The following is a 25,432-nucleotide window of genomic DNA, read 5'->3' on the forward strand; positions in this document are numbered from 1 at the left end:
TTTTTATGCCTATAAGTCCACATTTCTCAGGCTTTACAGACTTATGTGTTAGGTTCGATTTTTTCATGAGGAATCCTTAGTCTGTTTAAGATAAACAGTCTCGAAGCAGTTTTATTAGAGATATGATCGGGGCTGAATAATGGTTCGAAGTCCCGTTAAGGATATAGTATTTTCTTCTCTCTGGGTTTATCGTAATTTTTTGATACTAAATATAACAATTCCAATATCATTTTGGCTTCATCTTCGTTTATCTGAATGCCGTTCTTAGAAAGAATAGCAATTGCTTTTTCTACTGAAACATTCTTCTCAATAAAGTTCATCTTTTTTCAGTTTTTCGGTTATCTTTTTTTGATAGTATTTTTAAAAATGCTTGATTCAAATCTAAAGATAGATCTCCAGTTTTATAATCAACATTAGTGGGTGGGATAAGATTTACAAGATGTCTTTTGTCTGAGACCTCAAATTCAGAAAATCTTTGAAAGATTGCGACTAACGCTTTCTCTTCTATTTGACTTTTCTTATCAATAGCTTTTAATTTAATTAAAATATCACGTACTTCCTTTTTAAGATTTTTGGTGTTCACTTGATTCTCTTTTTTTAATTCGTTGTAGTCATCGAGTTTTAATATTCCGGAAATAAATAATTTTCTGCCTTGAGAGAGTGTTAAACTCTCGTCATTTATTTTTCTCTCTAATACTTTCTTTGCAGATAAATAACTTGCTTTCTGTGTCTTTATATTCTGGTCTTCCAAAATATTTTTAAATAATTCAATTGTATTATTTGAGAGCATCAATTGTTGAAGTTTCTTTTGATAGCAATCATTAAGAAAAATTGCATTTATTCTTGTTTTACAGCGATTGCGACAATGGTAATATGGATATTTTTTTAATCTCCCTGCTGAAAAACTTCCGAGAAGTTTTCGATCACAAACTGGACAGATTATAAACCCCTTAAGAAAAAACATTGATTGCAAATCATAATTTTTAGAAGTGATTTTTCTTTTAGTATTAATAACAGACTGGACCTGATTAAATAAAGCCTCAGATATCAATGGTTCATGTAATCCTTTTATCACTTGCTCTTCACCAGAGTCAAGTTTGACCGGTATAAGCCCGCAATAAACTGAATTATGCAAAATCCTGAAAAAGTGTGATCGTGAACATAACAATCCTTTATCTTTAGCTATTTTCATGATTTCAGATATTTTATGATCATTTTTCGCAACCTGCTTAAAAATCCATTTTATAATTTCTGCTTCAGGCTCCTTAGGAGCGATGCCTTTTTTGCCGTCTATTGATATCAAATTGATAAATCCTAAAGGTGCCTTACTAGGATATCTCCCCATTAGCTTTGCTCGACGAATACCGTTCGAAGTATTTTGCGCTCTCCTTGCATTTTCTGCTTCTGGTACAGCCAAATATACAGCCAACATAACTGTGCTTTCTGGCACAGAGAAATCAATTGGCTGGTCAATAGCTTTTGCAGTTGTCTTGTATTTCCGAAGCTTTCCAATCATTTCGTAAGCGTATTCAATATTACGGCTGAATCTATCCCATTTGATAAAAAGAATATTTTTATCTTCTCCTGATGATTTCTTTTTAATTTCTGAAAATAATCGATTCCATTCTGGTCTATTGAAATTCTTCGCAGAATAATCTTCGCGATAAATTCCTTTGACTTCGATATTATAGTATTTACAATATTTCAATAGTCTGTCTTCCTGCTCCGGCAAAGAGTAACCTTTTCTTTTTTGTTCGTCTGTACTTACACGAACGTATAAATAGGCTGATTTCATATTACTTAATGTATCTGATTTATTCATTAACGAATACTCTTAAGCAGATGAAATATTTAATTGAAAAAATATTTCAACTGTTATCAAATAGAACGTAATAAAGAATAAAAGATTTGAATATAATTGCCTAAAGTTAACATCAAATTCTTCCTTAGCTTGTATTAATACTATTGCTTATAGTGTTCTTTATAAGTTTAGTTAATATAAATTTGACAAAGAATAATCATTTAATCTTTAATATAAAACTTTAAAAATTAAAAAAATCTCCCTATTTTACCTCTATAATTTGTATTTTAGGATTGTTTTCATTTTTTATAAAACCTATAAATTCATTTCTCTACCTGAAATTCCAATAAGACTTTTATAAAAACCAATTCCAGATAAGAAACTTTTTGAATTTCAAATGGATTATGGAGAGTCACTTCAAAAAAGAAATTAAATGAGGTTATTGTCCGGTCGGTTTCAACGTTGAAGGAAGGAGTTTTTCTAATTGTTTCTGAATCTCCAAAGAGTAAGAATGATTCTAAAGGATTTGGGCTAAGATGAAGACCAAGCGGTTAAGGTTATATTTTAAATCGTTTTAGCAATGCAATTGATAGAAAATATTATTCTTTTAAGGGCCACAAAAAAGCCCCGAAGGTAGTCGAGGCACTAAATGTTTTCACAACGGAATAATCCTTATTGTGAATTGCTTTCAAAAATTGTAATACAATATTACTACTTTTTTTTATACCGTAATTACGGTTTTCCTCAAATGTTTCAAAAAATAAAATTGTATGTTTATATCAACTATCGAAAAGCAATTTAAATGATTACAATATTAGGATTAGATTTAGGTATAAGCAGTATCGGTTGGGCTTTAATAGAAGTTGATGAGTTTACTTATAAACCTGTAAGAATAATAAGAATGGGTTCTCGCATCATTCCTCTTTCTACAGACGATCGAACTCAATTCGAAAAGGGACAATCCATTACAAAAAATCAGGATAGAACTAAAACAAGAACTCAAAGAAAGGGTTACGATCGTAAACAACTTAAAAAAAGTGATGATTTTAAGTATAGCCTAAAAAAAGAATTAGAAAAATTTGATATATATCCTGATAAAGAATTACTAAATCTCCCAATGTTAGATTTGTGGAAATTGCGTAGTGATGCAACTTCAGAACCAATTGATGCTAAACAATTAGGAAGGATTTTATACATGCTCAATCAAAAACGAGGGTATAAATCTGCAAGAAGTGAAGCGAATGCTGATAAAAAAGATACAGATTATGTAGCAGAAGTTAAGGGTAGATATGCACAACTCAAAGATGCTAATCAAACTATTGGTCAACATTTTTACAAAGAACTTTCTACTGCATTTTCAAATAACTCTTATTACAGAGTTAAGGAGCAAGTTTATCCTAGAGAAGCTTATATTGAAGAATTTGAAACAATTATTAATACTCAAAAACAGCATCATACATTTTTGACAGATGAAGTAGTTGACAGATTAAAAAATGAAATTATCTATTATCAAAGAAAATTAAAATCTCAGAAAGGACTTGTAAGTGTATGTGAATTTGAAGGTTTTGATAAAGTAATACAAAATAAAACAACTGATAAGGAAAAAACAGTTTTTGTAGGTCCAAAAGTAGCTCCAAAAGCTTCTCCGATTTTTCAGTTATGTAAAATATGGGAGACGGTAAATAATATATCACTAAAGGTTAAAAATCCTGAGGGTAGTAAATTTAAATGGGGGGATAAGTTCCCAACTATTGAAGAAAAGAAGCAGATTGCAGACTATCTTTCAGTAAATGCACAGCTTTCTTTTACTGAATTAATCAAAATTCTAAACCTTAAAAAAGATGATGTTTATGCTAATAAGCAAATCTTAAAAGGCATCCAAGGAAATACTACTTTTCAGGAGATTCATAAAATAATAGGTGAAAGTGAGCTGTTAAGATTTAAAACTCAAATAATAGAACCTAATGAGCAAGCTCTTTTGGTAGATAAAAAAACCGGAGAAATTTTAGAAGAGCGCAATAGATTGATTGTTGCTTCTTCTTTTGAAAGTGAACCTTTATTTCAATTATGGCATACCATATATTCTATAAAGGATATGGATGAATGTAAAAGTGCCTTGATGAAACGTTTTTCATTTGATGAAGAAATTGCTGAAAAACTTTCCAGAATTGATTTTAACAAACAAGCCTTTGGGAATAAATCAACCAAAGCAATTCGTAAAATACTACCTTATTTGATGGAGGGGTTTGATTATTCTCAATCGTGCAGTTTGGCTGGTTACAATCATTCTAATAGTTTAACTAAACAAGAAAACTTAGAAAGGGAAGTTAAAGATAAACTCGAATTATTACCTAAGAATAGTCTTCGACAGCCAATAGTTGAGAAAATCATCAATCAAATGATTAATGTTGTTAATGCCATTATTGACGCTCACGGAAAACCTCACGAAATAAGATTAGAACTTGCCAGAGAATTAAAGCAAAGTAAAGATGAGCGTGATGCAGCAGATAAATCAAATATAAATAATAAAAAACAAAATGATTTAATAGCAACCCGATTGGAAGCAATGGGGCTACCTGCGACAAAAAAGTATATACATAAATATAAATTCATATTTCCTACGAAAGATAAAAAGTGGAAAGAAGCAGATGTCGTAAATCAATGTATCTATTGTGGAGAAACTTTTAATTTAACTGAAGCTTTAAGAGGAGATAATTTTGATATAGACCATATTGTACCAAAGGCATTATTGTTTGATGATTCTCAAACCAATAAAGTCTTAGTTCACCGAAATTGTAATTCTAATAAATTAGATAAAACAGCATATGATTACATCGCTCAAAAAGGCGATGTTAAACTAAACGAATATCTACAGCGGGTTGATGATTGGTTTGCAAGAGGAGTATTGTCTTATGGAAAGATGCAACGCTTAAAAGTTTCATTTATTGAATATCAAGAGCGTAAAAAACTTAAAAAAGAAACAGATGCTGATAAGAAACTTTGGGAAAGTTTTATCGATAGACAATTAAGAGAATCTCAATATATCGCTAGAAAATCAAAGCAAATTCTAGATGAGATTTGTCACAAAGTGACTGTTACAGAAGGTACAGTAACCGCTAGATTAAGAAAAGTTTGGGGGTGGGATGATGTTTTGATGAATCTTCAAATGTCAAAATATCGAAAACTCGGACAAACTGAAATGAAAGAATGGACTAGCGAACATGGAAAAAGAAAACATAGAAAAGAAGAGATTACCAATTGGACTAAGCGAGACGATCATAGACATCACGCTGTAGATGCATTGGTAATTGCTTGTACTCAGCAAGGATATATTCAAAGAATAAATACATTAAATGCAAGTTATGTTAGAAATGAAATGCTGAAAGAAGTTGAAGATGCAAAAACTCAATATAGCGAAAAGCTAACACTTCTTGACAAATATCTTATCAATCAAAAACCTTTCACGACTTCTGAAGTTGAAAAAGAGGCAGATAAAATTTTAATATCATTTAAAGCAGGAAAGAAAGTTGCAACAACATCAAAATTGAAGGCAAAAGGAATTAATAATGATAAAGGTGTAATTGTACCAAGGGGAGCTTTACATGAAGATTCTGTCTATGGTAAAATTAAAGTTGAGGATTTCGATAAACCTATTAAATATTTGTTTGAAAACCCTGAGAAAATTGTTCATCAAAAGATAAGGAAATTAATCAATGAAAGATTAATTCAAAATGATAATAATATAAAGAGAGCTCTGGCTTCTATAAAAAAAGATCCAATCTTTTTAGATGAAAGTAAAGAGGTGGTTTTAGAAAAAGCTTCTTGTTATAAAGATGTAACGGTTAAGAAATATGATTTACTGTCACTTTCTTCAAAACAAGTCGGAGATATTGTAGATGAAAAAGTAAAAGAATTAGTAAAAGAGCGACTAAAACAATTTGGAAATAAAGAAAAAGAGGCTTTTAAAGATATTTTGTGGTTTAATGAAAAAAAACAAATTCCCATTAAAACTGTTAGATTGTTTGCTCGTCCGGATGCTAATTCATTACAGCCAATTAAAAAAGACGAAAATGGAAAAGAGATAGGTTTCGTTGTACAAGGAAATAATCATCATATCGCAATTTATAGAAACAAAGAAGGCAAACAAATTCAACATTCTTGTACATTTTGGAATGCGGTAGAGAGAAAAAAGAATAACCTTCCTGTAATTGTTAAAAATACTACAGATTTATGGAATAATATTTCTGAAAGAGAATTACCTCAATCATTTTTAAGTTTGTTGCCTGAAGATGGCTTAACCTTAGAATTCAGTATGCAACAAAATGAGATGTTTATTCTTGGTTTAACTCAAGATGAATTTAATGATGCTATTAGAAATAATGATAAATCGACCTTAAGTAAACATCTGTATTTAGTTTGGAGTATTACTGATGGGGATTATTTCTTTAGACATCATTTGGAAACCAAAAATACAGAATTAAAGAAAACAGAAGGAGCAAAAGAGAGTAAGAGATATTTTAGATTAAGTTTAAAAGGATTAATGGATATGTATCCGGTGAAAGTCAAATTAAATCATTTAGGTGAAATGACAAAAATAGGAGAATTCTAACATATGATAACCCGCTCCATATACATCGGCAATCCCGCTTATCTCAAGCTCAAAGATGAACAAATGTACATAGTTGATGCTTCAACTAACGAAGTGAAAGGAAAAGTCCCTATTGAAGATTTAGGATTACTGATGTTGGATCATTTTCAGATTACTGTTTCCCATCAATTGCTCCAAAAGATGATGGGAAATAATGTGGTGATGATCAGTTGTGATGCGCATCATCTGCCACACGGTATTATGTTGCCATTATATGGTCATACTGAACATTCTGAAAGAGTAAAAGACCAATTGGAAGCCAGCGAACCCTTGAAAAAACAACTTTGGAAACAGACTGTTGAGTGCAAAATTGAGAATCAAAAAGAAGTCTTACTGCGATTAGGAAACTATTTTGATCCGATGCTGGAATATCAAAAAAATGTAAAAAGTGGCGATGTGACCAACATGGAAGGAATTGCAGCCCAACATTATTGGAAACACCTCATCAGCCTGGATTTTCTGAGGCAGCGTTATGGCGATTCTCCCAATCCGTTTTTTAATTTCGGTTATGCAGTACTCAGAAGTATTGTCGCACGAGCCATTGTAGAAACCGGACTGTTACCGGTACTTGGAATTTTTCATAAAAATAAATACAATCCATACTGCTTAGCCGATGATTTAATGGAACCTTATCGTCCATTTATTGATTTGCTTGTAATGCAATGGCTGGAAATGAATCCGAATACAGAAGAACTAACAAAAGAATTTAAAGCGCATATTTTACAAATTGCAACAAGGGATGTAAAAATTGATGATAAAACACGACCATTGTTGATAGCTGTAAAAATGACTGCTTCATCATTGTATAAATGCTACACTGGGGAAAAAAGACTCATCTCTTACCCGGAATTGATTTAGTGAAAACGTTTTTAAAATCTGAAACGTGAGTTCGAGTTTTTTTCTATAACGACTGGAAGGAAAATGCCCCGAGGCTTACGCCGAGTGGAGCGAAGCTAATCGAGAACTTTTTCGGTAAATCAAAAGCTTAAGAATTACATCATCAAAGACTTTTTTTAAAGTTTTGTATTACATGAATTAAAAATATTTCCATGGATGCCGAAAGGTTTAACGCTTATCGAATTATGTGGGTTTTAGTATTCTATGATCTTCCTACCGAGACCAAAACCAATATGCGTGATGCCAATAAATTTCGCAAAGGACTTTTGGATGATGGCTTTACGCTTTTTCAATTCTCCATGTATGTTCGCCATTGTCCTAGTCGTGAAAATGCAGAGGTACATATTAAAAGAGTAAAGCAAATGCTGCCCAAAGCTGGTAAAGTAGCCATAATGTGCATAACCGATAAACAGTTTGGGGACATTGAAATCTTTTTTGCTAGAAATAAAGAAGAACCACGACCAACCTCCCAACAGCTTGAATTATTTTAAATTTTACATTCCTAAAAACAAAAAGCAATCCCTTTAAATACAAGGGATTGCTTTTTGAGGTTGTGACGAATCACGAAAATAACAATTTTTGAAAGCAATTCACAACATAACTCTAATCCTTTATAAAAGTTCCGTTGTTGTGACGAATCACGAAAATAACAATTTTTGAAAGCAATTCACAACTGGCTAAAAATTGGGCTACTACCATTACCGGTTGTGACGAATCACGAAAATAACAATTTTTGAAAGCAATTCACAACTATTATTTGGTGATGTAGTTAATGAAGGAGGTTGTGACGAATCACGAAAATAACAATTTTTGAAAGCAATTCACAACTTCTGTATTAGCCGAAGCTAGCTCCTCTGCGTTGTGACGAATCACGAAAATAACAATTTTTGAAAGCAATTCACAACGAGGGCTTCAAGGCCTTACAAACCCGAAAAGTTGTGACGAATCACGAAAATAACAATTTTTGAAAGCAATTCACAACATAGTCGGGTATCGTTTCAATACCTTTAAAGTTGTGACGAATCACGAAAATAACAATTTTTGAAAGCAATTCACAACTTTATACTCTCTTTGTTGTTTTATTCAAATGTTGTGACGAATCACGAAAATAACAATTTTTGAAAGCAATTCACAACTCAAAAAAGCCTCTTTTATTGCGTCCAACGGTTGTGACGAATCACGAAAATAACAATTTTTGAAAGCAATTCACAACAAACACTTCGTGATGATGAAAACTTCAAATGTTGTGACGAATCACGAAAATAACAATTTTTGAAAGCAATTCACAACAGCAATTTACCATTTACAATATTTTTGGCTGTTGTGACGAATCACGAAAATAACAATTTTTGAAAGCAATTCACAACTGTAAATAGGATCTTTCAAATTCACAACAGGTTGTGACGAATCACGAAAATAACAATTTTTGAAAGCAATTCACAACAGGATAATTATTATGATAAAACGGAAGTAGGTTGTGACGAATCACGAAAATAACAATTTTTGAAAGCAATTCACAACGAATATCTTTTGATACTAAATTACCACTTCGTTGTGACGAATCACGAAAATAACAATTTTTGAAAGCAATTCACAACTGTGCGACGCTTGTACCCAAACCTTTGATAGTTGTGACGAATCACGAAAATAACAATTTTTGAAAGCAATTCACAACGTACTTTTTCTTATTTGATTTTGTTTATATGTTGTGACGAATCACGAAAATAACAATTTTTGAAAGCAATTCACAACCGTTCAGTACCTGTGTGTCCTAATTCTGTGGTTGTGACGAATCACGAAAATAACAATTTTTGAAAGCAATTCACAACTACCAGCATTACTTGCACGCTTTCGATCACGTTGTGACGAATCACGAAAATAACAATTTTTGAAAGCAATTCACAACAAGGAAAAATTTTGCACGATGGTAATCCGGGTTGTGACGAATCACGAAAATAACAATTTTTGAAAGCAATTCACAACTTAATGATCCTACGGCTACCGTTACGGTAGGTTGTGACGAATCACGAAAATAACAATTTTTGAAAGCAATTCACAACGCTTCTGGGTGAATAAAGGACTGCAATTCAGTTGTGACGAATCACGAAAATAACAATTTTTGAAAGCAATTCACAACATCGCCATCGATGAAGATAACGTCGTATTGTTGTGACGAATCACGAAAATAACAATTTTTAGAAGAATCATTTTAACGATAATTGAATTTGACTTGTGTTAATTTGTAGCTTGAGGGTTATTCAAATGACTAAAATGGGTAGTTAAAATATAATGCGTAACCGCTTTTAGAGGTTTGTCAAAAACAGGGTCAAATCCAGGTTTGTTGTAAAGTTCTATTTCTTTTCCAGATTTGCAGTACCATAAAATTGCTTTTCCATCTTTAAAAAAAGTGGTAGTATCACAGGGCCATATTCTTCTGAGGTCAATTTGTGATTGATCATAAGGTACTCGTACTAAACCATTGTTTTCTAATTGACAATCTACAATTTCATAATGATCTTCTTGCCATTCCATGCATCTTTTTTTTGGTAAATAGATAAATGCAAGGCTTACTATGATGAAAATAATGATACTAACCATTATAATTAATTTCAATTTCTTTTTGTCTTTTCCTGAGCTTTCTTTTTCGATTTTAATCTTCCTAGAAGTCTCTTTCCATTTTTTTAGAGTCTCTGGAATTTCTGCATTGTTGTCTATTATTGTATCAATTACTATGTTCTCCGGTTTTGTGAACACTTTTGGAGTCTTTGAAAATTTCAAATAAGGTCTAGGAGTAGAATCAACCAAGATAGCTGCCATATTTAAAGTGGTGATATCAGTCGGATCACTTTCTCCTTTTAGAAACTTTTCAATAGGACGGAACTTATCAGTTTCATCATTTAGTTTCTTTTTACAGTCTAGGGTGAAGGGGAAACCAAGGAAAGTTTCAAATATTTTGAGGTCATCGGTATTGGAGATGTTTTGAAAAAGTTCAAAGCAAAGTTTTCGCAATTTGGCTCTTGAAAGACTTAGAAACGTATCGGCATGACTGCCATTTTTCTCCAACTCAAATTTCTCTCGTATAGTTTTTTTGTAATCGTTAAGAGTATTGTTTATCATACGCACTTTTGATTTTCGGATTTTTTCGGATTTTTTCGGATTCCTTTGGAATAGCAGGAATTACCGGAATTCCGTATAAAAGTCTTGTGACAAAGGCTTTTACTTTGCCTCAGAATTAGTTCTTGTTCGATTTCGCGATACGGACAAATGTACAAAACTAGTTCTATAAAGTGTTGTCCAAAATCACTTTGGAAAATTGTTCGGGAAGTATAATTCTTCCTTGGTGGTTTAGGCAACATTACACTTCCCAATGTAAATGTATTGTCCTTTCTAAAATCCAGATATAGACTGGCAGGCAATACCTATGTCTAAATTTTAAATAAGAAAGTAAGATGAAAAAAAAAGTTTTAGCTGCCCTTATCGCAATATGTGGAATAGTTATGGTTTCTTGTTCAACAGATGAAATAGAACAAGGCGATGGAAGTTCAATTCAAGGTATGACTGTGGAACAACAAAATGCTCCATTGGATATAAAAGTTTCAGAAGGAGATGGTCCTGGAGATGATATTATTATTGTTCCACCACCACCAACAAAAAATTAATAAAAAATACGAGGTTAGTAAATTATTATTATTTTCGGGGAAAGTAGCTTTATGATACGTTCCCCGTTTTTGGTTTTATTATTGATTTTAATATTAATGTCATGTAATAGAGATTTTGAAAAAAAATCTCAATTGGCAGTCTATAAACAAAAGGCAAATATTTTAAGAGAGAAAGCTATTAGAAATTTTTCTAGTGGTCAGCATGGTAAAGCCTTTATTTATTTTAATAAAGCTAAGGAATTCTATACTATTTCTAAAGATACGGCTAATGTTGAATATTGTCTGTATCAAATGGCGGTATCCCAACAAACATCAGGAGATTATATTGGTAGCGAGGAGACGTTAACTGAACTTTTGGGTTTTGATAATATAAATTACCAATCACCGATAAATAATTTACTAGGTATAATTGCAAAAGAGCATGGGTATTATAATGATGCAATTAAGTATTATAAATTAACATTAAAAAATGCTAAAAATGAGGTAGACAGAATTTCTCCACTGAATAATATGGCAACGGTTTACATCGAAATGAACCGACCTTCTAAGGCAATTCAAATCTTAGAAAGTATTTTAAAATCAGAAGTTTTAAATGATAGTGTGCTTATATTAAAAAAAGCTAAAATTTTAGATAATTTGGGCTACGCCTATTTTAAAGCAGGAAACAGAAAAGAAGCTATTTTAAATCTTGATTTAGCCCTCGAAATCAGAAAAGAAAGTATACATTATGGATACGATTTGATAGAAAGTTACCTGCATTTAGCTAAATTTTATCAAGTAGAAAATCTTCAAAAGTCAAATGGCTGGGCTTTAAAAGCCTATAGTAATGCAACCGTTTATAAAAGTGTAGATGAAAGATTAGAATCGTTATCGATACTGATGGAAAATGGAACGCAATCAATTTATGTTAAGCAGTATTTGAATCTTAGTGATAGTATTCAAAAAGTACGCAATAGCGCAAAAAACCAATTTGCTAAAATCAGGTATGATTCTCAAAAAGAGAAGGAAGAAAATCAACAGCTAAAGTTAGAAAAGGCTTCAAATTTACTTAAATTAGAGCGTGCTAAAACGGAGCGATTAGGTTTTGCCATAGGTACTGTTTTATTTGGTTTAGGCTTATTTTATATCATAGTATATTTCAAACGTAGAAATCAAAAAGAAAAAGTAAAAGCTATCTATGAAACAGAAACACGAATATCAAAGCAATTGCATGATGAATTAGCAAATGATGTGTTTCAAACCATTTCCTATGTGCAACTTTCAGGAGAGATTAATCTACAAGAGGATAAGTTATTAAATAAGCTCGATCATATTTATAATAAGGCAAGAAACCTCTCTAGAGAAATGGCTGATATTGATACAGGTTCTAGCTTTAAAATGGAATTAAAACAGATGATTGGAGATTATGGAAATGAAAGTATAAATGTGGTTTTTAGGGACAATGATCAAATCAATTGGGACGGAGTTAATAAACGAAGTAAGATTACTATTTATCGTGTTTTGCAAGAATTAATGGTGAATATGAAAAAACATAGTAATGCAGAAATAGTGGTAGTAGGTTTTAAAGATAATGGAAAATTAATTGAGATCTTTTATTCTGATAATGGAAAAGGTATTGCAAATAAAGAACCCAAAAAAAATGGATTGAAGAATGTGGAAAACCGTATTCAAACTGTAAAAGGAACCTTTACTTTTGGCTCCAATGAAGGAAAAGGATTCCGTTTTAATTTTTCAATACCTAAATAAAAGCGTATGTATAAAAAAGCTTTAGTTGCAGATGATGTTGATTTGAATGATATAGCAGTAGTCCAAGTGATGAAAGAACTTGGAATTACAACAATTGAATATGCGAAATATTGTGATGATGCTATTTTAAAGATTAAAAAAGGAATACATGATGGTGAACCCTATGAGTTATTGATTACCGATTTGTCATTTAAAAGCGATTATAAAAACAGTGTTTTGGCTTCAGGGGAAGAACTTATAGCTGTTACAAAAAAGCTGAATACTTCGATAAAGATTATTGCATTTTCTATTGAAGATAAATCATTTCGTATAAAGGCTTTATTTGAGCGATATGCAGTGGATGGTTTTGTATTGAAAGGAAGACGTAGTATAGAGGAATTAAGAGTTGCAATTAAAAAAGTATATGATAATACTACTTTTATTTCTCCTGAGGTAGAGCATGTCTTAAAGGAAAATTCGCCCAATGTAATCGATGATTTTGATATTAAATTATTAGGTTATCTGTCCAATGGTATCGCCCAAGAAGCTATGGAAGCCACACTGAAGAGTGAAGGAATTACCCCCAATAGTAAAAGCACCGTTGAAAAAAGGATAGCGAAACTTAAAGATTGTCTTAAGGCTAATAACACCATTCATTTGGTTGCTATTGCAAAAGATTTAGGTATAATTTAAATAAATATAAACTTCAATTAAAAGCACTCGTAAATGAGTGCTTTTTTTACTGAAATAATTTTATTGCATTACGGCAAACCGTAAAATAGAATTGAGATAACCATTTAAATTTGAATTTTAGTGGTAAAGGTGTATTTATTAGTAATTAATGCAATTAACACCATAAAAATGTAATCCTTTCAATAAGACTCATTGTTATTAATTGAAAACAATATAAATTTTATAAAAATAATATGGAATGTAAAGTAGTACCGTTTGTGAAATCTATAAAAAGCAGTAAAAGGAATCTCAGCAGACGTTACCAATGCAATTAGTAGAACCAGCTTAAGCAACGCAAGGATGATGGGGAGATGTGAGACTGGAGAGCGTCTCAATCTATGTAGAACCAGAAAGTCGATGCTTTGGATTTAATGTCAAACCAAGATAAACACTACTGGAAAATGGTAGTATTTAAAAAAATACCTTTTTACCGACGAATTTTAGGTACTTCTTCCTTCTAAAAAAGTAATAAATACAAATGAAATAGCAGAACGATTATTAATTAAAAACTTGATTTATGAAATATTATGTTAACACAAAAAAGCAATCAAATGGAGATCATGAAGTTCATACAGAATACTGTACCTACTTGCCTAGTATTTTCAATAGAAAGTATTTAGGAGAGTTTTCGAATTGTAAAGATGCAGTGGTAGAAGCAAAGAAAACGTATTCTCAATCTAATGGTTGTAAGATATGTTCTAATAGTTGTCATACGAGCTAGTGATTATACATGGGATTTCGTGTGAGAAAAAGGGTTAATCTTGGAGGAGGACTAGGATTGAATATAAGTGGTTCTGGTATTTCTCCAAGTTTACGGACTAAAGTAGGAACAATAAGTAAAAAGGGGTACTCGGTGAAAACAGGAGTTTCTGGAGTTTCTTATAATAACAGGTTTAGCCGATCAAAAAATAGCGGGTGTATGGCGCTACTTGTTTTTATGGGAATTATAGTGATTATAATCAATAGTATAATATAAACATTTAACAAATGAGAAAGTATTTTGTTTTAGGGCTAGTTTTATGTAGTTCATTTGTTTTGGGACAGGAAACAGTTAAAGATGCACAATTGGTAAAAACAAAAATGGATGTTTTTACTTCAAAAACGGGTGTGTTAACCAAGTTCATTGACTATAATTTACCACAAATTAAGTCTGGATTCTCAACAGTGTCTGAAGCTCGTGTTAGGAAGCTTATTAGTGGAAATACCTCCCTTTACTTTTATCAAATTGAAAAACAGGGTAAATATACTAGTGTTACAGCTTCGATCGAGTATGTTGATTTAGTTGAAGTCATCAACGCCTTAAATAGTCTTAAAGGAGATCTGGATAAAGATATTCAAATGAATTCTGATTATTTAGAGAATAAATTTACTACGGTTGATGGTTTTCAGATAGGTTATTATGTGAGTAAAGGAAAGGCTTCATGGTATCTGAAATTGGAAAAGTATGGATCTGACAATACTTTATTTATAAATGATATAGAATCATTAGACAACTCTTTAAATGGTGCAAAGTCTAAAATAGAAGAATTAAAGGGATAGGTTTGCTCCCTAGATTTTTTTTATTTTATAAGTAATATAAGAAAAACAATATATTTAGAATCTAACTTAATACCATGAAATCAGTTTTACTCTCACTACTTTTTATTTTTTACATCCCCAATTATAGAGCTTCAGAGGTTTATATCTGTGGAGCGAAAGGAGCTAACAAGTACCACTACTCAGAGCGTTGTAGAGGCTTAAGTGCCTGTAGCCACGAAGTTAAAAAAGTGACCTTAAAAGAAGCACAAGGGTATGGTTTAACTCTTTATGGTTGGGAAGATTAATATGGTACAGTTTTGCTTTTTGAGAACTTTATTAGTGCTAAGTCTTTTGTTTAGTCGCGATTTAGTCTATTCCCAAGTTAAAATATGTAGTTGGAATATTGAGAATATAGGCGGGTCAAAATCAAAGGAGAATCTAGAATATATTGCTTCTATAATAAGAGATTTTGATGTTATAGCTATTCAGGAGGTAGTGCCGAGTGCTTCAGGAGTAGCAAGTATTGTCAACCTGACTGCTATTTTAAATAGTAATAAAGGTCATTGGAAGTATCTGGTTAGTCAACCAACTACAGGGAGTAGTTATAAAACAGAGCGTTATGCTTTTATATGGAATACATATACTGTAAATCATAAGGGTAAGGCTTGGTTGGAGCAAAAGTTTCAGCAGGAAATAGATAGGGAACCCTTTTATTGTACTTTTCTTTACAAAGGTAAAGATTTTACCCTGTCGAATTTTCATGCTATAACCAAAAACATGCAGCCCGAGACTGAAATCAAGTATTTTAAATTTTTACCCAATCAGTACCTAACGCATAATCTTATATTTTTGGGGGATTTCAATTGTCCTGAAACCCATACTGTGTTTATCCCATTAAAGAAAAGCGGTTATAGATCTGTTTTCCAAAAACAAAAGACTTCGTTGAAAAGGGAATGTAAAGATTCGGAATGTTTAGCGTCTGAATTTGATAATATTTTCTTTGATAGCTTAAAAGTGGAGGTTCAGAAATCTGGTGTAATTCATTTTTATAAAGATTTCCCCTCGATGAAGAAAACAAGGGAGATATCAGACCATATTCCCATTTGGGTAGAATTTAAACTAAAATAGCCTATGAATAAAACTTTACTTTTTTCATTATCATTTCTTTTTTTAAGCCTTCTTGCTTGTCAAGAAAAGAAGTCTTCTAATTCTTATCCTCGAGAAGATTCTCAACCTACGCAGGAAATACAATCTTTTGTTTCAACAAAAGCTGTAAAATATGATAATCCTGTAGATGATCCAACCTATCATGAGGATAAACAATATAAGTATGAATATCGCACCGGTACATCAGGTGAATATCAATACAATTATGATGTTATTGGTAAAAATAATAAAGATGAAGAGGTGACAGGTAATGTTAGTATGCAAGGTAAATATGGTATAGGTATCATTTTAACGCCAAATGGGACCGAATTTTCTGTTAAATTGGAATGGGTAGGTCAGGGAAGGTTACAAGCAGTTAACATAGAAGGTGATACTTTGAATTTAAGGGTACGGTAAATTAATAATGTCATTTTTTTATAAAGAGATTAAAAATCATTAACGAAAAGGAATTATTGAAAAGGTATTTAAATCGTTGTTAAAATAATGGTCAAAGAAAGAGTACATAGAATTAATAAACAGAAAATTAGAATTCCGCTAAAGTTCTACTGGATAAAGTTGTTACGAACCACTAAATTGTTTTTTAAAAAAGACCGTGCGCTTGTACAATTAGAAATTAACTACTATAAAAAGTGGCATTTTGACAATGCTTATTTCTTTCTCGAGTTAAATTTTAAAAATGCGATTTGGTATAAAATTGATAATACTAAAAGTTATCATTTCGCTAAACCAATAATTTTAAATTTAGAAGATACTCCATACCATCAAATCGAGATAGAAGTTTTTGGGTATTCTCAAAAGGAGACCATTACAATTAATTTGGATAAAGTTGGATCAATTAATTCATCCTTATTCAAAACTGAGTTTAAGGATCTTTCTTTTATTGAATTAATTCCGCCAGAGTTGTCCGTAAAACAAAAAAAAATTAAAGTTGTTCATAAGCAGCCTAGCTGTAATTTAACGGATATCACTATCAAAAGAGCATCAATTAATATAAATTTCGAACCATTTAAAAACCAAGATTTTCTATGAAACAAAGAGATTATTATGAAACACCTAAGGCGAGTCCTTTAATGCGTTTTCTTTGGAAATGTGCAGGTGGTGATAGGTATTTACTAGAGAGAGCTACCTATTCCGATCAAATTAAATACATGTGTCTAGGGGGTATAGTATTTGCTACCGGTGGATTAGCAGGGATCGCAGGAGGATATGCCTTTTATACCATTTTTGAACCTCGTGGTTCGGCAATTGATAATCCTGTTGATTTACAAACCCTTTTAATTTCATTGTTTTTTGGCGTGATCTGGGGGTTAATGATTTTCAATATAGATAGATTTATAGTTACCAGTACCGGTAAAGGAGATGGTACGGAAGCAATTACCATCGGTGAATTAAAAAGTGCTTTACCCCGTATCATAATGGGGGCGATTATTGCGATGACTATTTCAAAACCCGTTGAAATACGAATGTTTAAAACCGAAATTGATATTAAATTACGTGAAAAGCAGTTAGAACAACAGGCAGAATATCAGGCTAAAGTAGATAAAACTTATGCCGATCGTGAAAAATTATTAGTTGCCGATTTTGGTAAAATTGAAACCCAAAGGGCAGATTTATTAAATCGTATCAAAAATTACGAATTGCAATACCGTAAAGAAACCGCCGAAGGTTTAGGAGGTAGAGGACAAGGTGAAGGTCCAGTGGCGAGAGCTTTAAAAGCGCAACAAGAAAAATTAGAAGCCGAATTAGCTCGATTTGACCAAACCAATAAAGCCGAATTAGATGAACTTAATGCTAAGAAAAAGCAATTACGCTTAGAGAAGGATAATGAAAGAGGGAATAATGAGAAAATAGCAAATGGACTTGACGGTTTACTAGAACGTATTAAAATTGCTCATGAAGTAGCTGGATTCACCATTTCATTGTTCATTACCTTGTTGTTTATGGCTATCGAGTTAACTCCAATTTTCTTCAAGTTGATGCTTACAAAGACAACCTATGATTATTTAGCTGAAAATCGAGATGAATTAATAAAGGCAGATTATGGTATAGAAGTAAAATACGATTACTACAAAGACAAACAAGGTGTTGAAAAGCATTTAACGATTAACCATGAAGCTGAAAAGCTCATCTTTGAAAAGATTAAAGTTACCGAAATCCAAAAAGAGCTCACCGAGTATGCCGTAATGAAATACAAGGAGAGAGAAATGAAAAAAATTGATGAGAATCTAGATCATTATATTAATTCAGCTCAAGAAAATGTCCAAAACAACTAATGACATCAGACGCTTTCTTTTTACATGTTCCGGAGAAGATAATTACATCTTAAAAAAGTGCAGTACAAAAATTCAGGCTAGGTTTGCTTTGTTAGGATTTTTTGTAGTATGCATCTTTATAGGGTGTTTTCTAAGTGCGACATTTTTTACTAAATCATTATTTGATAGTGCCAAATGGGTAAGTTTACCGATGGGACTTATTTGGGGTGCCGTTATTGTAAATCTTTATCTTTTATTGTTACACACCATATCACCAACAATTATTCCGCTATCTTCAAAAAAGAAAAAGGGAATGGGAGAGAAAATTTCTAGTGAAAAAACGCAATTCTTAACGGTATCTATGTGCTTAAGATTAGCTTTTATGTCATTGTTGGCAGTAATAACAGCCCAGCCTTTAAATGTTGCTTTTCTTTCTTCCTCGGTTGAACTTGAATTAGAAAAACATAAAATTTTGGAAAGAGTTAAGTTATACACGCTTTCTAATGAAACGTTGATTCAACAGGAATTGCAAGGATTAAGCGAATTCAATCAAAGAATCATTCAAAAAGTAACTCCTGAGGATGCACCGAATATCCATAGGAACCTACTTTTTGTAAATAATAAAATTGTCGCTGACCAAGCTTTTATCGCATTTGTTTCAAATAGGATTAAGCAATTGGAGGTAATGGAAGAAAATTGGTATTTGAATGAAAAAGAATCACGGAAAAAGCAAAGACTTTTAAAAGATATTGAAAGTCAACTGAATCTGGAACTAGGTTCTGATCAGTATTTTATGCAGCAATTAACAGCCTTTCAAATTAATGGGAGTATTGGAGATGATTATAAAATATTCCAAGCCAATTTAGCCGACTTGGTACAAAAGAAACTCGATAATTACAATTCGCTTTCCCAATTGTTAGAAAAAAGTAATTTTTACATCAAAACAATTCAGCTACTCTTGATGCATAATCAAGCTTCTTGGATAATTAGTAGCTTGGTTTGTCTGTTGTTTTTATTACCAATTTATTTTAAGTACAAAGTACGTGACGTGTCCTCTGCAATATTTAAAAGGGAAAATAGTACAAATTCTGAAATTGTGAGGCTACGTGAAGAATTAATTAATACACGAGATTTTAATTGGCTAGAGCGAAAAATTAAAACAATTGCTATAAACAATATTAAAACATCAGATTATTACTTCCATCGAATGTTGATAGAGCACCGAATTATTCTAGAAGAATATGAGCAAACCAAAAGTAAGTTTTCAGAAATTTTAACGGATAAAAATTTTAACTACAATCAGGCTTCGTGGTCAAGATTGTATCTGTTTATTGAAAAAATGAGAGAGGTAGATGTAAATTTATGTAAAGAGTATGTATCGCAAATTAGTTCTGAATATAAAGACGAAACCATCGTAAAGTATGAGTATTGGTTAGATATGCCTTTTAGGACAAAGCGTATACAAACAATTAAGATTAAAAATACAGAAAGCGACTTACTCGATTTTATTTATAACCAAAACGGTAATTAAATAGTGTTCTAAATACCAAATGCAAAATCAGATAATTAATATTATTAAGCAAGAACCGTTCGTGGGGGAGGATGGGCAGTCGTACATTAAATGCACGAAAGAAATCTTAACTCCTAGAAAAACATACATCAAAGGTGTGGTTAGTGGTAAATATCGAGGGGATAAGATCCCGAGTGATTCGGATATTTCCTATTTGTATGAATTTGAAATTTATGAAGCTGAGGTTTTATGTAATTCAAAAGATGATTTTAGAAAAGACATTGCTTTTAGGTTTCCTAATGATTTTACCAATGTTCTAAGTAGTAATACAATTAAGGGAATTGTTTTTCCAAAACAAAAGCTACCACACACCTTACCCGTAAAAGTAAAAGCTGACAACCGAAACTTTGGAGTTAATATCCTAGAACCACAACTGTTTGAATTTGAAATTAATCGAAAATACCATCAAACTGAAGGTGAAGAAGTGTTTGGAACCTTCAACGCTTTCATTACAGGTTATGTGTTTGATTACGAACGAATCGAACAAATTGAATACATCCCTGCTGTAGAAGAAGTAGATAACATTGAGGAACCTAATGGAAAGAATCCTTTACTTTGTGTGCCTAGTAAGGTAAAAACAGGGAAGGTAGAAACCAAAGGAAATTATACCAGAGAAGAATACCTCTGTGCAAATCATCCCGATAAAGTTTGGGGGAATTGGAAGTACACAAGTACTTCGAACTCGATTTCTAATCCCTATACCGGTAGTGCTAAATACAACGATTCTTTTGACTATGGAGGATGTTTAGGTCAAGTTTTAGGAATTCTAGCAGTAGTTATAGCAGCCTTTTTCCTGATCAAACTATGGCCAATTTTACTCATACTTGTAGGTTATTATTTATTCATACTATTACTCGGAATACTACCTACTTTATTCAAATGGATTTTTAGAATACTTGGAGTGCTAATGATATTGGGTTTCATAGGCTTGTTGATCAATGACTTTTCAAGAAGTCGCCTACCCTATCAACCATCACCAGTAGTAGATTTACCTAGAGAAAGAAATGTCCCTGTTCCGGTGCTAGCACCCATTCCTGATCATATTGATGATAATGATAATACAAACAATAATATTCTTCATGATAGTCTTATTACGCGGTTCAGAAGCTGGAATGACTATGGTGGTAATACCTATGAAGGAAAGTATAGTATTAAGTTAAGTGATTTTAGAAGAGCACACTATCATAAAGACGGCTTAAAAGCTACACAAGGAACGAAGCAGGATTACGATGCAATTATTCACAATTTAAAGGAATACGATAAAAACAATATACCAAGTTTATACAGGCTTTTTGATAGTATCGGTGACGCAAATAAATTAGACAGGATTAAGTTTGCCGAAATGGTAGTTACTTTTATTCAAGATATTCCTTATGCTATTGTTTTGGAAAACGGATGCGACTCCAGGTTATATGAGGACTGGTTCACCAAACAATACCTGCAAAATAATAAAGGGGAGTGTGATGGATACCAGAAATTTGGGATCAATACACCAGTCGAATTTTTGACCAATTTAAAAGGTGACTGTGATACGCGAAGCCTATTGTTGTATACGATTTTCTCACATTACAACTATGATGTAGTCGTATTAAGCAGTGAGTTTTACAGCCATTCTATCATAGGAATTAATCTGCCGTTAAATGGAACAGTGTATGCCTACAATCAAAAGCGATATGTAATGTGGGAAACTACAACACCCAATGCGAAACCTGGAAGAATTCCAAATGAAATAGCTAATTTAAATAACTGGAGAATATCTCTTAAATCAAAATAATATTATGGACAAACAAAGTTTATTTTTTACATCAATTGTAGCAATTTGCGCTATTGTTTTACTATTTTACACCATCTCTTTTATTAGCCGTAAACGATTTGCACTAGTCAATAATGAGCCTAAAGTAAATACCTCGTATACGATTTGGTTAATGGCAATTCTTATTGCTTTTTTCATCTTCCTAAAACCTGCTTTAGAAGCTATTGAAAATACCATCGAAATACTTATTTATTCAAAAACTGTCGATAATACCTTTTGGGAAGTGATGCAGAAGATTATCGTATTTGTTGGATTTACCTTTTTATTTACATTTTCAACCTACTTCATATCCAACGGTATTCTTATTTCGGTTTTTGGTAAGCGTTTAGAAGCGGTAGAAATGACCAACGATAATTTTACCTATTTCTTAATAAAAGGAGTGGTTCTATTAGGATTAGCATTTTCTATACTAACTGTCTACCAACATTTATTGGATTGGTTTATTCCAGCTGTTCATGCACCATTTTATCATTAATTGCATTTTAGGAATTTCAAGGGAAATATAATTAAAAAAAATATCTGGGAACGTTTCAGTTAATACGGGGCGAGTTTTTTATCAGTGAAATTTCTTTGAATGACACAGGAATTATAATAAAAGAAATAAAAATAGTAAGACGTATTTTAAAAAGGAATAAAATATTTTTTGAAATTGTTACAGCAACATTTGAATATTAATGTGAATTAATAATAAAAATTTGGCTCAAAAGAGGGGAGTCCTTATTATTGAATATGTTCCGTTATGTAAGCACCAAAATCATAGAAGTTTCTTTTTACTATTCGTCAAAAAGTTGCCTTGTCATTATCCTATTGTTTATATATAGCGTGGCAAAAATGCCATTCCTCCCTACGGTCGCAAACGCATTTTTGCATGAAAGCGGTACAACCACTTTGCTATAATGTAGCACTCCATGAATTCCGTTGCTTCCATTGTAGCAAAAAGGTTTAAGGGGTTATATTGCTAGATATCTGATGATTGAAATAAATAACTAAAACAGTCGTAAGATAGATTCTATTCTAATATCTATTTAAATTGTAGCTTTTCCAATAGATCATTGAAATACTGCTCTGACCAGATTGCAAGCACGTTTTCGTTTTTGATAAAGGAAATAACGTCAGCTTTTATTTGATCAAAAGAGGCTGCTTTAAATTTTTCACGTAACAGTATAAGGATGTCTTCTTTGGCAAGTTCAGCTTCTGTCCAGTCTCCAGTATCTTTGGCTCGTTGCGTAAAATGATGCAGATCTAAGGGAATGCCTTTTTTTATGTACCATTCGAAATCATACCAGTCCCGACCTTTTACTCTATTTTTCCATTTTCGGAATAGGAGTGCATGCATTTTACCAGCAAATAAACTCGGCTTGTCAAAGCAGTTTACATAAAAGGAAAATGGGCGGGTCAAAAGTTTGTTTTCGGTTTCAAATCCTAGAGGAGGAAGGCGGTCTACTTCAATTTTAATTTTTATAGTTTTATTGGTTGTTTTTATTCCTTCTTGTTTGATGATACTTTTAAGCACTAGTTCCTTCCATTCAGTTTCGGATTTAAGAAAGGCGGAATCAACATTGGTTTTTTTTTGTCTTTTCTTTTTCCCGTATGCTTACCTGCATACCAGCGGCTTTAAATTCATTTATTATGAATTCAAAATAGGGCTCCAAAGAAAAATCCGGATCTTCCTTCAATAATGAAAAATCAAGGTCTTCTGAGAAACGATCCAGTCCATAAAATATACTGAGAGCAGTTCCGACATAAAAGGGTTCAAAATTGAAATATATAAAGGTTTTTTTGAAGTTATTCACTTCTTAATGAAGTGAATAACTTCAAAAAAACTAAGAATAAATATTATCCTAACAAATACAGGGCTGCTATTCCCGCGAATCTTTTATAAAAATCGCTCCCATATAAGAAACTTATTGAAAATCAAATGGATAATTGAATATCATTTCAAAAAAAGAAATTTTCTGAGTTAGTGACAATTTAACTTAAAAGATTTTTTAATGATTATATACAAATTGTGCATCTATTTTTTTGGTTTTCGGCTATACGTTTTGTTTTTTCTTCTACTAAATGTAATTTAAAACTATTATCCGAAATCGGATGTAGTTTGTACTTAATTTTGAACTTTACTGTGTTTTTAGGTTTTTTTAGATGTTAATAATATTTCATTTGTACGACGTCTAATAACAAAATAAGATTATAGCAGTTGATATAATATTCTAAACTTTGTTTGAAATATTCCAACTTTTTTGAAATTAAAATTTAATACTTTGCAGTACCCAATTAGAGTTAAAAGGTGGATGAAAATTGAGTTCGATTGTACTCCGAACCACTTTGTTAACTAGGAAAATAATTTTAAAAAACTAAAAATAAATTTATATAATAAGTAAAATTGTAAACTTAATATTTTTTGTAAATTAGCTTTCATTAAAAAATAGTATTACTCTTTTTTGGTTTTGTAAACAATTGAATATCAGTTATTTATTCTTGTTTTTTTAGCTTCTCTAAGAATGTTAAAATAGGAATAAGGTTTTCGATTGAAATCTCATCGACTCCACTTTTAAAAAGTTATTTCTTCTAAAATCCATTAAATCGTATGATTTGATGGATTTTTTTTTGACTTGTATTTATTAATGTTTTATAAGATAAAACAGTTAAAACCCTTATTATTATTATTGACTTTAGGGGTTTATTCAGTCTCGTTTATGTATAAAATCAAGAGATATAAGCCATTTTTTTGTAATTCAGATAAGAACCTTATTTCAGCATTTTTATTCAATAAATCGCAAATGTCAGGTGATAAATTCGGTTACCCAAACTAATTTCAAAATAGGGTCACCAGAATCTTTGTCAAAGCCTGTAAACACAAGGAGTACAGCAAATGGACATGTTGTTACTGAACCTGAAAAAGCGTAAATTAAGTAATAAAAAATTGATGGAAATATGAACACTAAAGTGAATATTCTTTTTTATGCAAAGAATCAAAAAAGTAATAAAAATGGGTTAGTGCCAATTTATACTAGAATTACCGTTGATGGAAAGCGAATAGAACTATCAACATCAAAATTTGTAGAATATAACAAATGGAATCCCAAAACGTCCAAAATGAGTGGAAATTCATTAGAAGTCCGAACACTAAATGAATTTACAAACTCAATAAGGTACTAATCCCATTTTTAAATTACCTTCTAACTCAATATTTTTTCAAAAACTGCAATACGGTTGCAGTAGTGAGAGCGCCAATCATATAGTAGCCCATGGTCCACACTTTTGTTGTCATTGATTTGGCAACGGGCGCATCATTCAATTCGAGTTTACTTGGTAAATTAATGGCTCCTAAGCCAGCTAATAAACCCGATGATACTGCTTTGGTCCATAATTCTTTTCCTTCGCCATTAATCAAACTGTAATAAGTGGCGTTGCTAATAATATCGCCAACTAAGGCGGTACCAATTAACGAATCGACATCATCTATTTCATACCCTAAATGGGTGGCTGCTTTTTGTATGGCTTGTTCTCCTACTAAATCAATTCGGGGCATATCCTCGTTGACTTTTTTAAGTGATTCATTTAATAATGTAAGTACTAATGCGCCGCCTAGACCTGCTAATAAATTATTTGTATTCATAATTTTTACGTTTATGGATTAAAAAATGAAC

The 25,432-nt window shown here is 31.8% G+C and carries 21 protein-coding genes and 1 CRISPR repeat array; of the genes, 16 read left to right on the forward strand and 5 right to left on the reverse strand.

Features of this window, described 5'->3' with window-relative positions:
* Positions 1-316: 316 nt before the first annotated feature.
* The gene (locus I5M07_RS09475) at positions 317-1,822 is read right to left on the reverse strand and encodes a recombinase family protein (RefSeq protein ID WP_233622007.1); all 1,506 of its coding nucleotides are present in this window, start codon (positions 1,820-1,822) and stop codon (positions 317-319) included.
* A gap of 781 nt (positions 1,823-2,603) precedes the next feature.
* Between I5M07_RS09475 and cas9 the strand changes: the two genes are divergently transcribed.
* The 3 genes from cas9 (at position 2,604) to cas2 (ending at position 7,837) form a co-directional block, all read left to right on the forward strand.
* Complete coding sequence (cas9, locus tag I5M07_RS09480; RefSeq protein WP_200106201.1) at positions 2,604-6,410, forward strand: type II CRISPR RNA-guided endonuclease Cas9; 3,807 nt, start codon at positions 2,604-2,606, stop codon at positions 6,408-6,410.
* A 3-nt stretch (positions 6,411-6,413) separates the two neighbouring features.
* A complete protein-coding gene (gene cas1, locus I5M07_RS09485; protein WP_200106202.1) occupies positions 6,414-7,307 on the forward strand; it encodes a type II CRISPR-associated endonuclease Cas1 in 894 nt (297 codons plus the stop codon).
* Positions 7,308-7,498: 191 nt separating this feature from the next.
* The gene (cas2, locus tag I5M07_RS09490) at positions 7,499-7,837 is read left to right on the forward strand and encodes a CRISPR-associated endonuclease Cas2 (protein WP_200106203.1); all 339 of its coding nucleotides are present in this window, start codon (positions 7,499-7,501) and stop codon (positions 7,835-7,837) included.
* Positions 7,838-7,896: 59 nt separating this feature from the next.
* A CRISPR array of direct repeats spans positions 7,897-9,483; the repeat unit is 47 nt; unit sequence GTTGTGACGAATCACGAAAATAACAATTTTTGAAAGCAATTCACAAC.
* Positions 9,484-9,581: 98 nt separating this feature from the next.
* Here cas2 and I5M07_RS09495 read toward each other — a convergent pair.
* Positions 9,582-10,463, reverse strand: a complete 882-nt coding sequence (locus I5M07_RS09495) for a hypothetical protein (protein ID WP_200106204.1) — start codon at positions 10,461-10,463, stop codon at positions 9,582-9,584.
* Positions 10,464-10,795: 332 nt separating this feature from the next.
* On the opposite strand from I5M07_RS09495, the gene I5M07_RS09500 reads away from it, so the two are divergent.
* The 12 genes from I5M07_RS09500 to I5M07_RS09555 all read left to right on the forward strand — a co-directional run bounded on the left by I5M07_RS09500 (position 10,796) and on the right by I5M07_RS09555 (position 22,257).
* On the forward strand, positions 10,796-11,005 hold the full coding sequence (locus tag I5M07_RS09500; protein ID WP_200106205.1) for a hypothetical protein: 210 nt from the start codon (positions 10,796-10,798) through the stop codon (positions 11,003-11,005).
* 96 nt (positions 11,006-11,101) lie between these two features.
* Positions 11,102-12,751, forward strand: a complete 1,650-nt coding sequence (locus tag I5M07_RS09505; protein WP_200106206.1) for a tetratricopeptide repeat-containing sensor histidine kinase — start codon at positions 11,102-11,104, stop codon at positions 12,749-12,751.
* A 6-nt stretch (positions 12,752-12,757) separates the two neighbouring features.
* Entirely contained in the window at positions 12,758-13,423 is a 666-nt protein-coding gene (locus tag I5M07_RS09510) for a response regulator transcription factor (protein ID WP_200106207.1), read from the forward strand.
* Between the two features lie 1,026 nt (positions 13,424-14,449).
* Positions 14,450-15,001 carry a hypothetical protein gene (locus I5M07_RS09515; RefSeq protein WP_200106208.1) on the forward strand — a complete coding sequence of 184 codons (552 nt, stop codon included), beginning with the start codon at positions 14,450-14,452 and terminating at the stop codon, positions 14,999-15,001.
* A 74-nt stretch (positions 15,002-15,075) separates the two neighbouring features.
* Positions 15,076-15,285 (forward strand): hypothetical protein, encoded by a 210-nt coding sequence (locus I5M07_RS09520; RefSeq protein ID WP_200106209.1) that lies wholly within the window; start codon positions 15,076-15,078, stop codon positions 15,283-15,285.
* A gap of 19 nt (positions 15,286-15,304) precedes the next feature.
* On the forward strand, positions 15,305-16,108 hold the full coding sequence (locus I5M07_RS09525) for an endonuclease/exonuclease/phosphatase family protein (protein ID WP_233622008.1): 804 nt from the start codon (positions 15,305-15,307) through the stop codon (positions 16,106-16,108).
* A gap of 3 nt (positions 16,109-16,111) precedes the next feature.
* Positions 16,112-16,543 carry a hypothetical protein gene (locus I5M07_RS09530; protein ID WP_200106210.1) on the forward strand — a complete coding sequence of 144 codons (432 nt, stop codon included), beginning with the start codon at positions 16,112-16,114 and terminating at the stop codon, positions 16,541-16,543.
* An 87-nt stretch (positions 16,544-16,630) separates the two neighbouring features.
* Positions 16,631-17,176: a hypothetical protein gene (locus I5M07_RS09535; RefSeq protein ID WP_200106211.1), complete on the forward strand. Its 546-nt coding sequence runs from the start codon at positions 16,631-16,633 to the stop codon at positions 17,174-17,176.
* A complete protein-coding gene (locus tag I5M07_RS09540; RefSeq protein WP_233622009.1) occupies positions 17,173-18,420 on the forward strand; it encodes a DUF4407 domain-containing protein in 1,248 nt (415 codons plus the stop codon). Before I5M07_RS09535 ends, I5M07_RS09540 begins: the two co-directional genes overlap by 4 nt.
* Entirely contained in the window at positions 18,404-19,930 is a 1,527-nt protein-coding gene (locus tag I5M07_RS09545) for a DUF4407 domain-containing protein (RefSeq protein WP_200106212.1), read from the forward strand. The genes I5M07_RS09540 and I5M07_RS09545 overlap by 17 nt, the downstream gene beginning before the upstream one ends.
* Before the next feature lie 19 nt (positions 19,931-19,949).
* Positions 19,950-21,743: an energy-coupling factor transporter transmembrane component T gene (locus tag I5M07_RS09550; RefSeq protein ID WP_200106213.1), complete on the forward strand. Its 1,794-nt coding sequence runs from the start codon at positions 19,950-19,952 to the stop codon at positions 21,741-21,743.
* A 4-nt stretch (positions 21,744-21,747) separates the two neighbouring features.
* The gene (locus I5M07_RS09555) at positions 21,748-22,257 is read left to right on the forward strand and encodes a hypothetical protein (protein ID WP_200106214.1); all 510 of its coding nucleotides are present in this window, start codon (positions 21,748-21,750) and stop codon (positions 22,255-22,257) included.
* Between the two features lie 546 nt (positions 22,258-22,803).
* On the opposite strand, the gene I5M07_RS16050 is transcribed toward I5M07_RS09555, so the two are convergent.
* A complete protein-coding gene (locus I5M07_RS16050; protein WP_200106215.1) occupies positions 22,804-23,295 on the reverse strand; it encodes a nucleotidyl transferase AbiEii/AbiGii toxin family protein in 492 nt (163 codons plus the stop codon).
* 40 nt (positions 23,296-23,335) lie between these two features.
* Positions 23,336-23,575, reverse strand: coding sequence for a nucleotidyl transferase AbiEii/AbiGii toxin family protein (locus I5M07_RS16100; RefSeq protein ID WP_200106216.1), 240 nt, complete (start codon positions 23,573-23,575; stop codon positions 23,336-23,338).
* A 1,141-nt stretch (positions 23,576-24,716) separates the two neighbouring features.
* Between I5M07_RS16100 and I5M07_RS16105 the strand changes: the two genes are divergently transcribed.
* Positions 24,717-24,941, forward strand: coding sequence for an Arm DNA-binding domain-containing protein (locus tag I5M07_RS16105; RefSeq protein ID WP_200106217.1), 225 nt, complete (start codon positions 24,717-24,719; stop codon positions 24,939-24,941).
* A 25-nt stretch (positions 24,942-24,966) separates the two neighbouring features.
* On the opposite strand, the gene I5M07_RS09575 is transcribed toward I5M07_RS16105, so the two are convergent.
* Complete coding sequence (locus tag I5M07_RS09575; protein ID WP_200106218.1) at positions 24,967-25,401, reverse strand: hypothetical protein; 435 nt, start codon at positions 25,399-25,401, stop codon at positions 24,967-24,969.
* Positions 25,402-25,432: the final 31 nt, after the last annotated feature.

The sequence above is a fragment of the Flavobacterium agrisoli genome (assembly GCF_016522065.1).
Classification (GTDB): Bacteria; Bacteroidota; Bacteroidia; order Flavobacteriales; family Flavobacteriaceae; genus Flavobacterium; species Flavobacterium agrisoli.

Bases quoted from the DNA above. Each gene is read 5' to 3' on its own strand.
- I5M07_RS09510 (WP_200106207.1), top strand. From the start codon at position 12,758: ATGTATAAAAAAGCTTTAGTTGCAGATGATGTTGATTTGAATGATATA.
- I5M07_RS09495 (WP_200106204.1), bottom strand. From the start codon at position 10,463: ATGATAAACAATACTCTTAACGATTACAAAAAAACTATACGAGAGAAA.
- I5M07_RS09515 (WP_200106208.1), top strand. From the start codon at position 14,450: ATGAGAAAGTATTTTGTTTTAGGGCTAGTTTTATGTAGTTCATTTGTT.
- I5M07_RS16105 (WP_200106217.1), top strand. From the start codon at position 24,717: ATGAACACTAAAGTGAATATTCTTTTTTATGCAAAGAATCAAAAAAGT.
- I5M07_RS09555 (WP_200106214.1), top strand. From the start codon at position 21,748: ATGGACAAACAAAGTTTATTTTTTACATCAATTGTAGCAATTTGCGCT.
- I5M07_RS09575 (WP_200106218.1), bottom strand. From the start codon at position 25,401: ATGAATACAAATAATTTATTAGCAGGTCTAGGCGGCGCATTAGTACTT.
- I5M07_RS09550 (WP_200106213.1), top strand. From the start codon at position 19,950: ATGCAAAATCAGATAATTAATATTATTAAGCAAGAACCGTTCGTGGGG.
- I5M07_RS09520 (WP_200106209.1), top strand. From the start codon at position 15,076: ATGAAATCAGTTTTACTCTCACTACTTTTTATTTTTTACATCCCCAAT.
- I5M07_RS09535 (WP_200106211.1), top strand. From the start codon at position 16,631: ATGGTCAAAGAAAGAGTACATAGAATTAATAAACAGAAAATTAGAATT.
- I5M07_RS09540 (WP_233622009.1), top strand. From the start codon at position 17,173: ATGAAACAAAGAGATTATTATGAAACACCTAAGGCGAGTCCTTTAATG.
- cas2 (WP_200106203.1), top strand. From the start codon at position 7,499: ATGGATGCCGAAAGGTTTAACGCTTATCGAATTATGTGGGTTTTAGTA.
- cas1 (WP_200106202.1), top strand. From the start codon at position 6,414: ATGATAACCCGCTCCATATACATCGGCAATCCCGCTTATCTCAAGCTC.
- I5M07_RS09530 (WP_200106210.1), top strand. From the start codon at position 16,112: ATGAATAAAACTTTACTTTTTTCATTATCATTTCTTTTTTTAAGCCTT.
- I5M07_RS09500 (WP_200106205.1), top strand. From the start codon at position 10,796: ATGAAAAAAAAAGTTTTAGCTGCCCTTATCGCAATATGTGGAATAGTT.
- cas9 (WP_200106201.1), top strand. From the start codon at position 2,604: ATGATTACAATATTAGGATTAGATTTAGGTATAAGCAGTATCGGTTGG.
- I5M07_RS09545 (WP_200106212.1), top strand. From the start codon at position 18,404: ATGTCCAAAACAACTAATGACATCAGACGCTTTCTTTTTACATGTTCC.
- I5M07_RS09475 (WP_233622007.1), bottom strand. From the start codon at position 1,822: ATGAATAAATCAGATACATTAAGTAATATGAAATCAGCCTATTTATAC.
- I5M07_RS09505 (WP_200106206.1), top strand. From the start codon at position 11,102: ATGTCATGTAATAGAGATTTTGAAAAAAAATCTCAATTGGCAGTCTAT.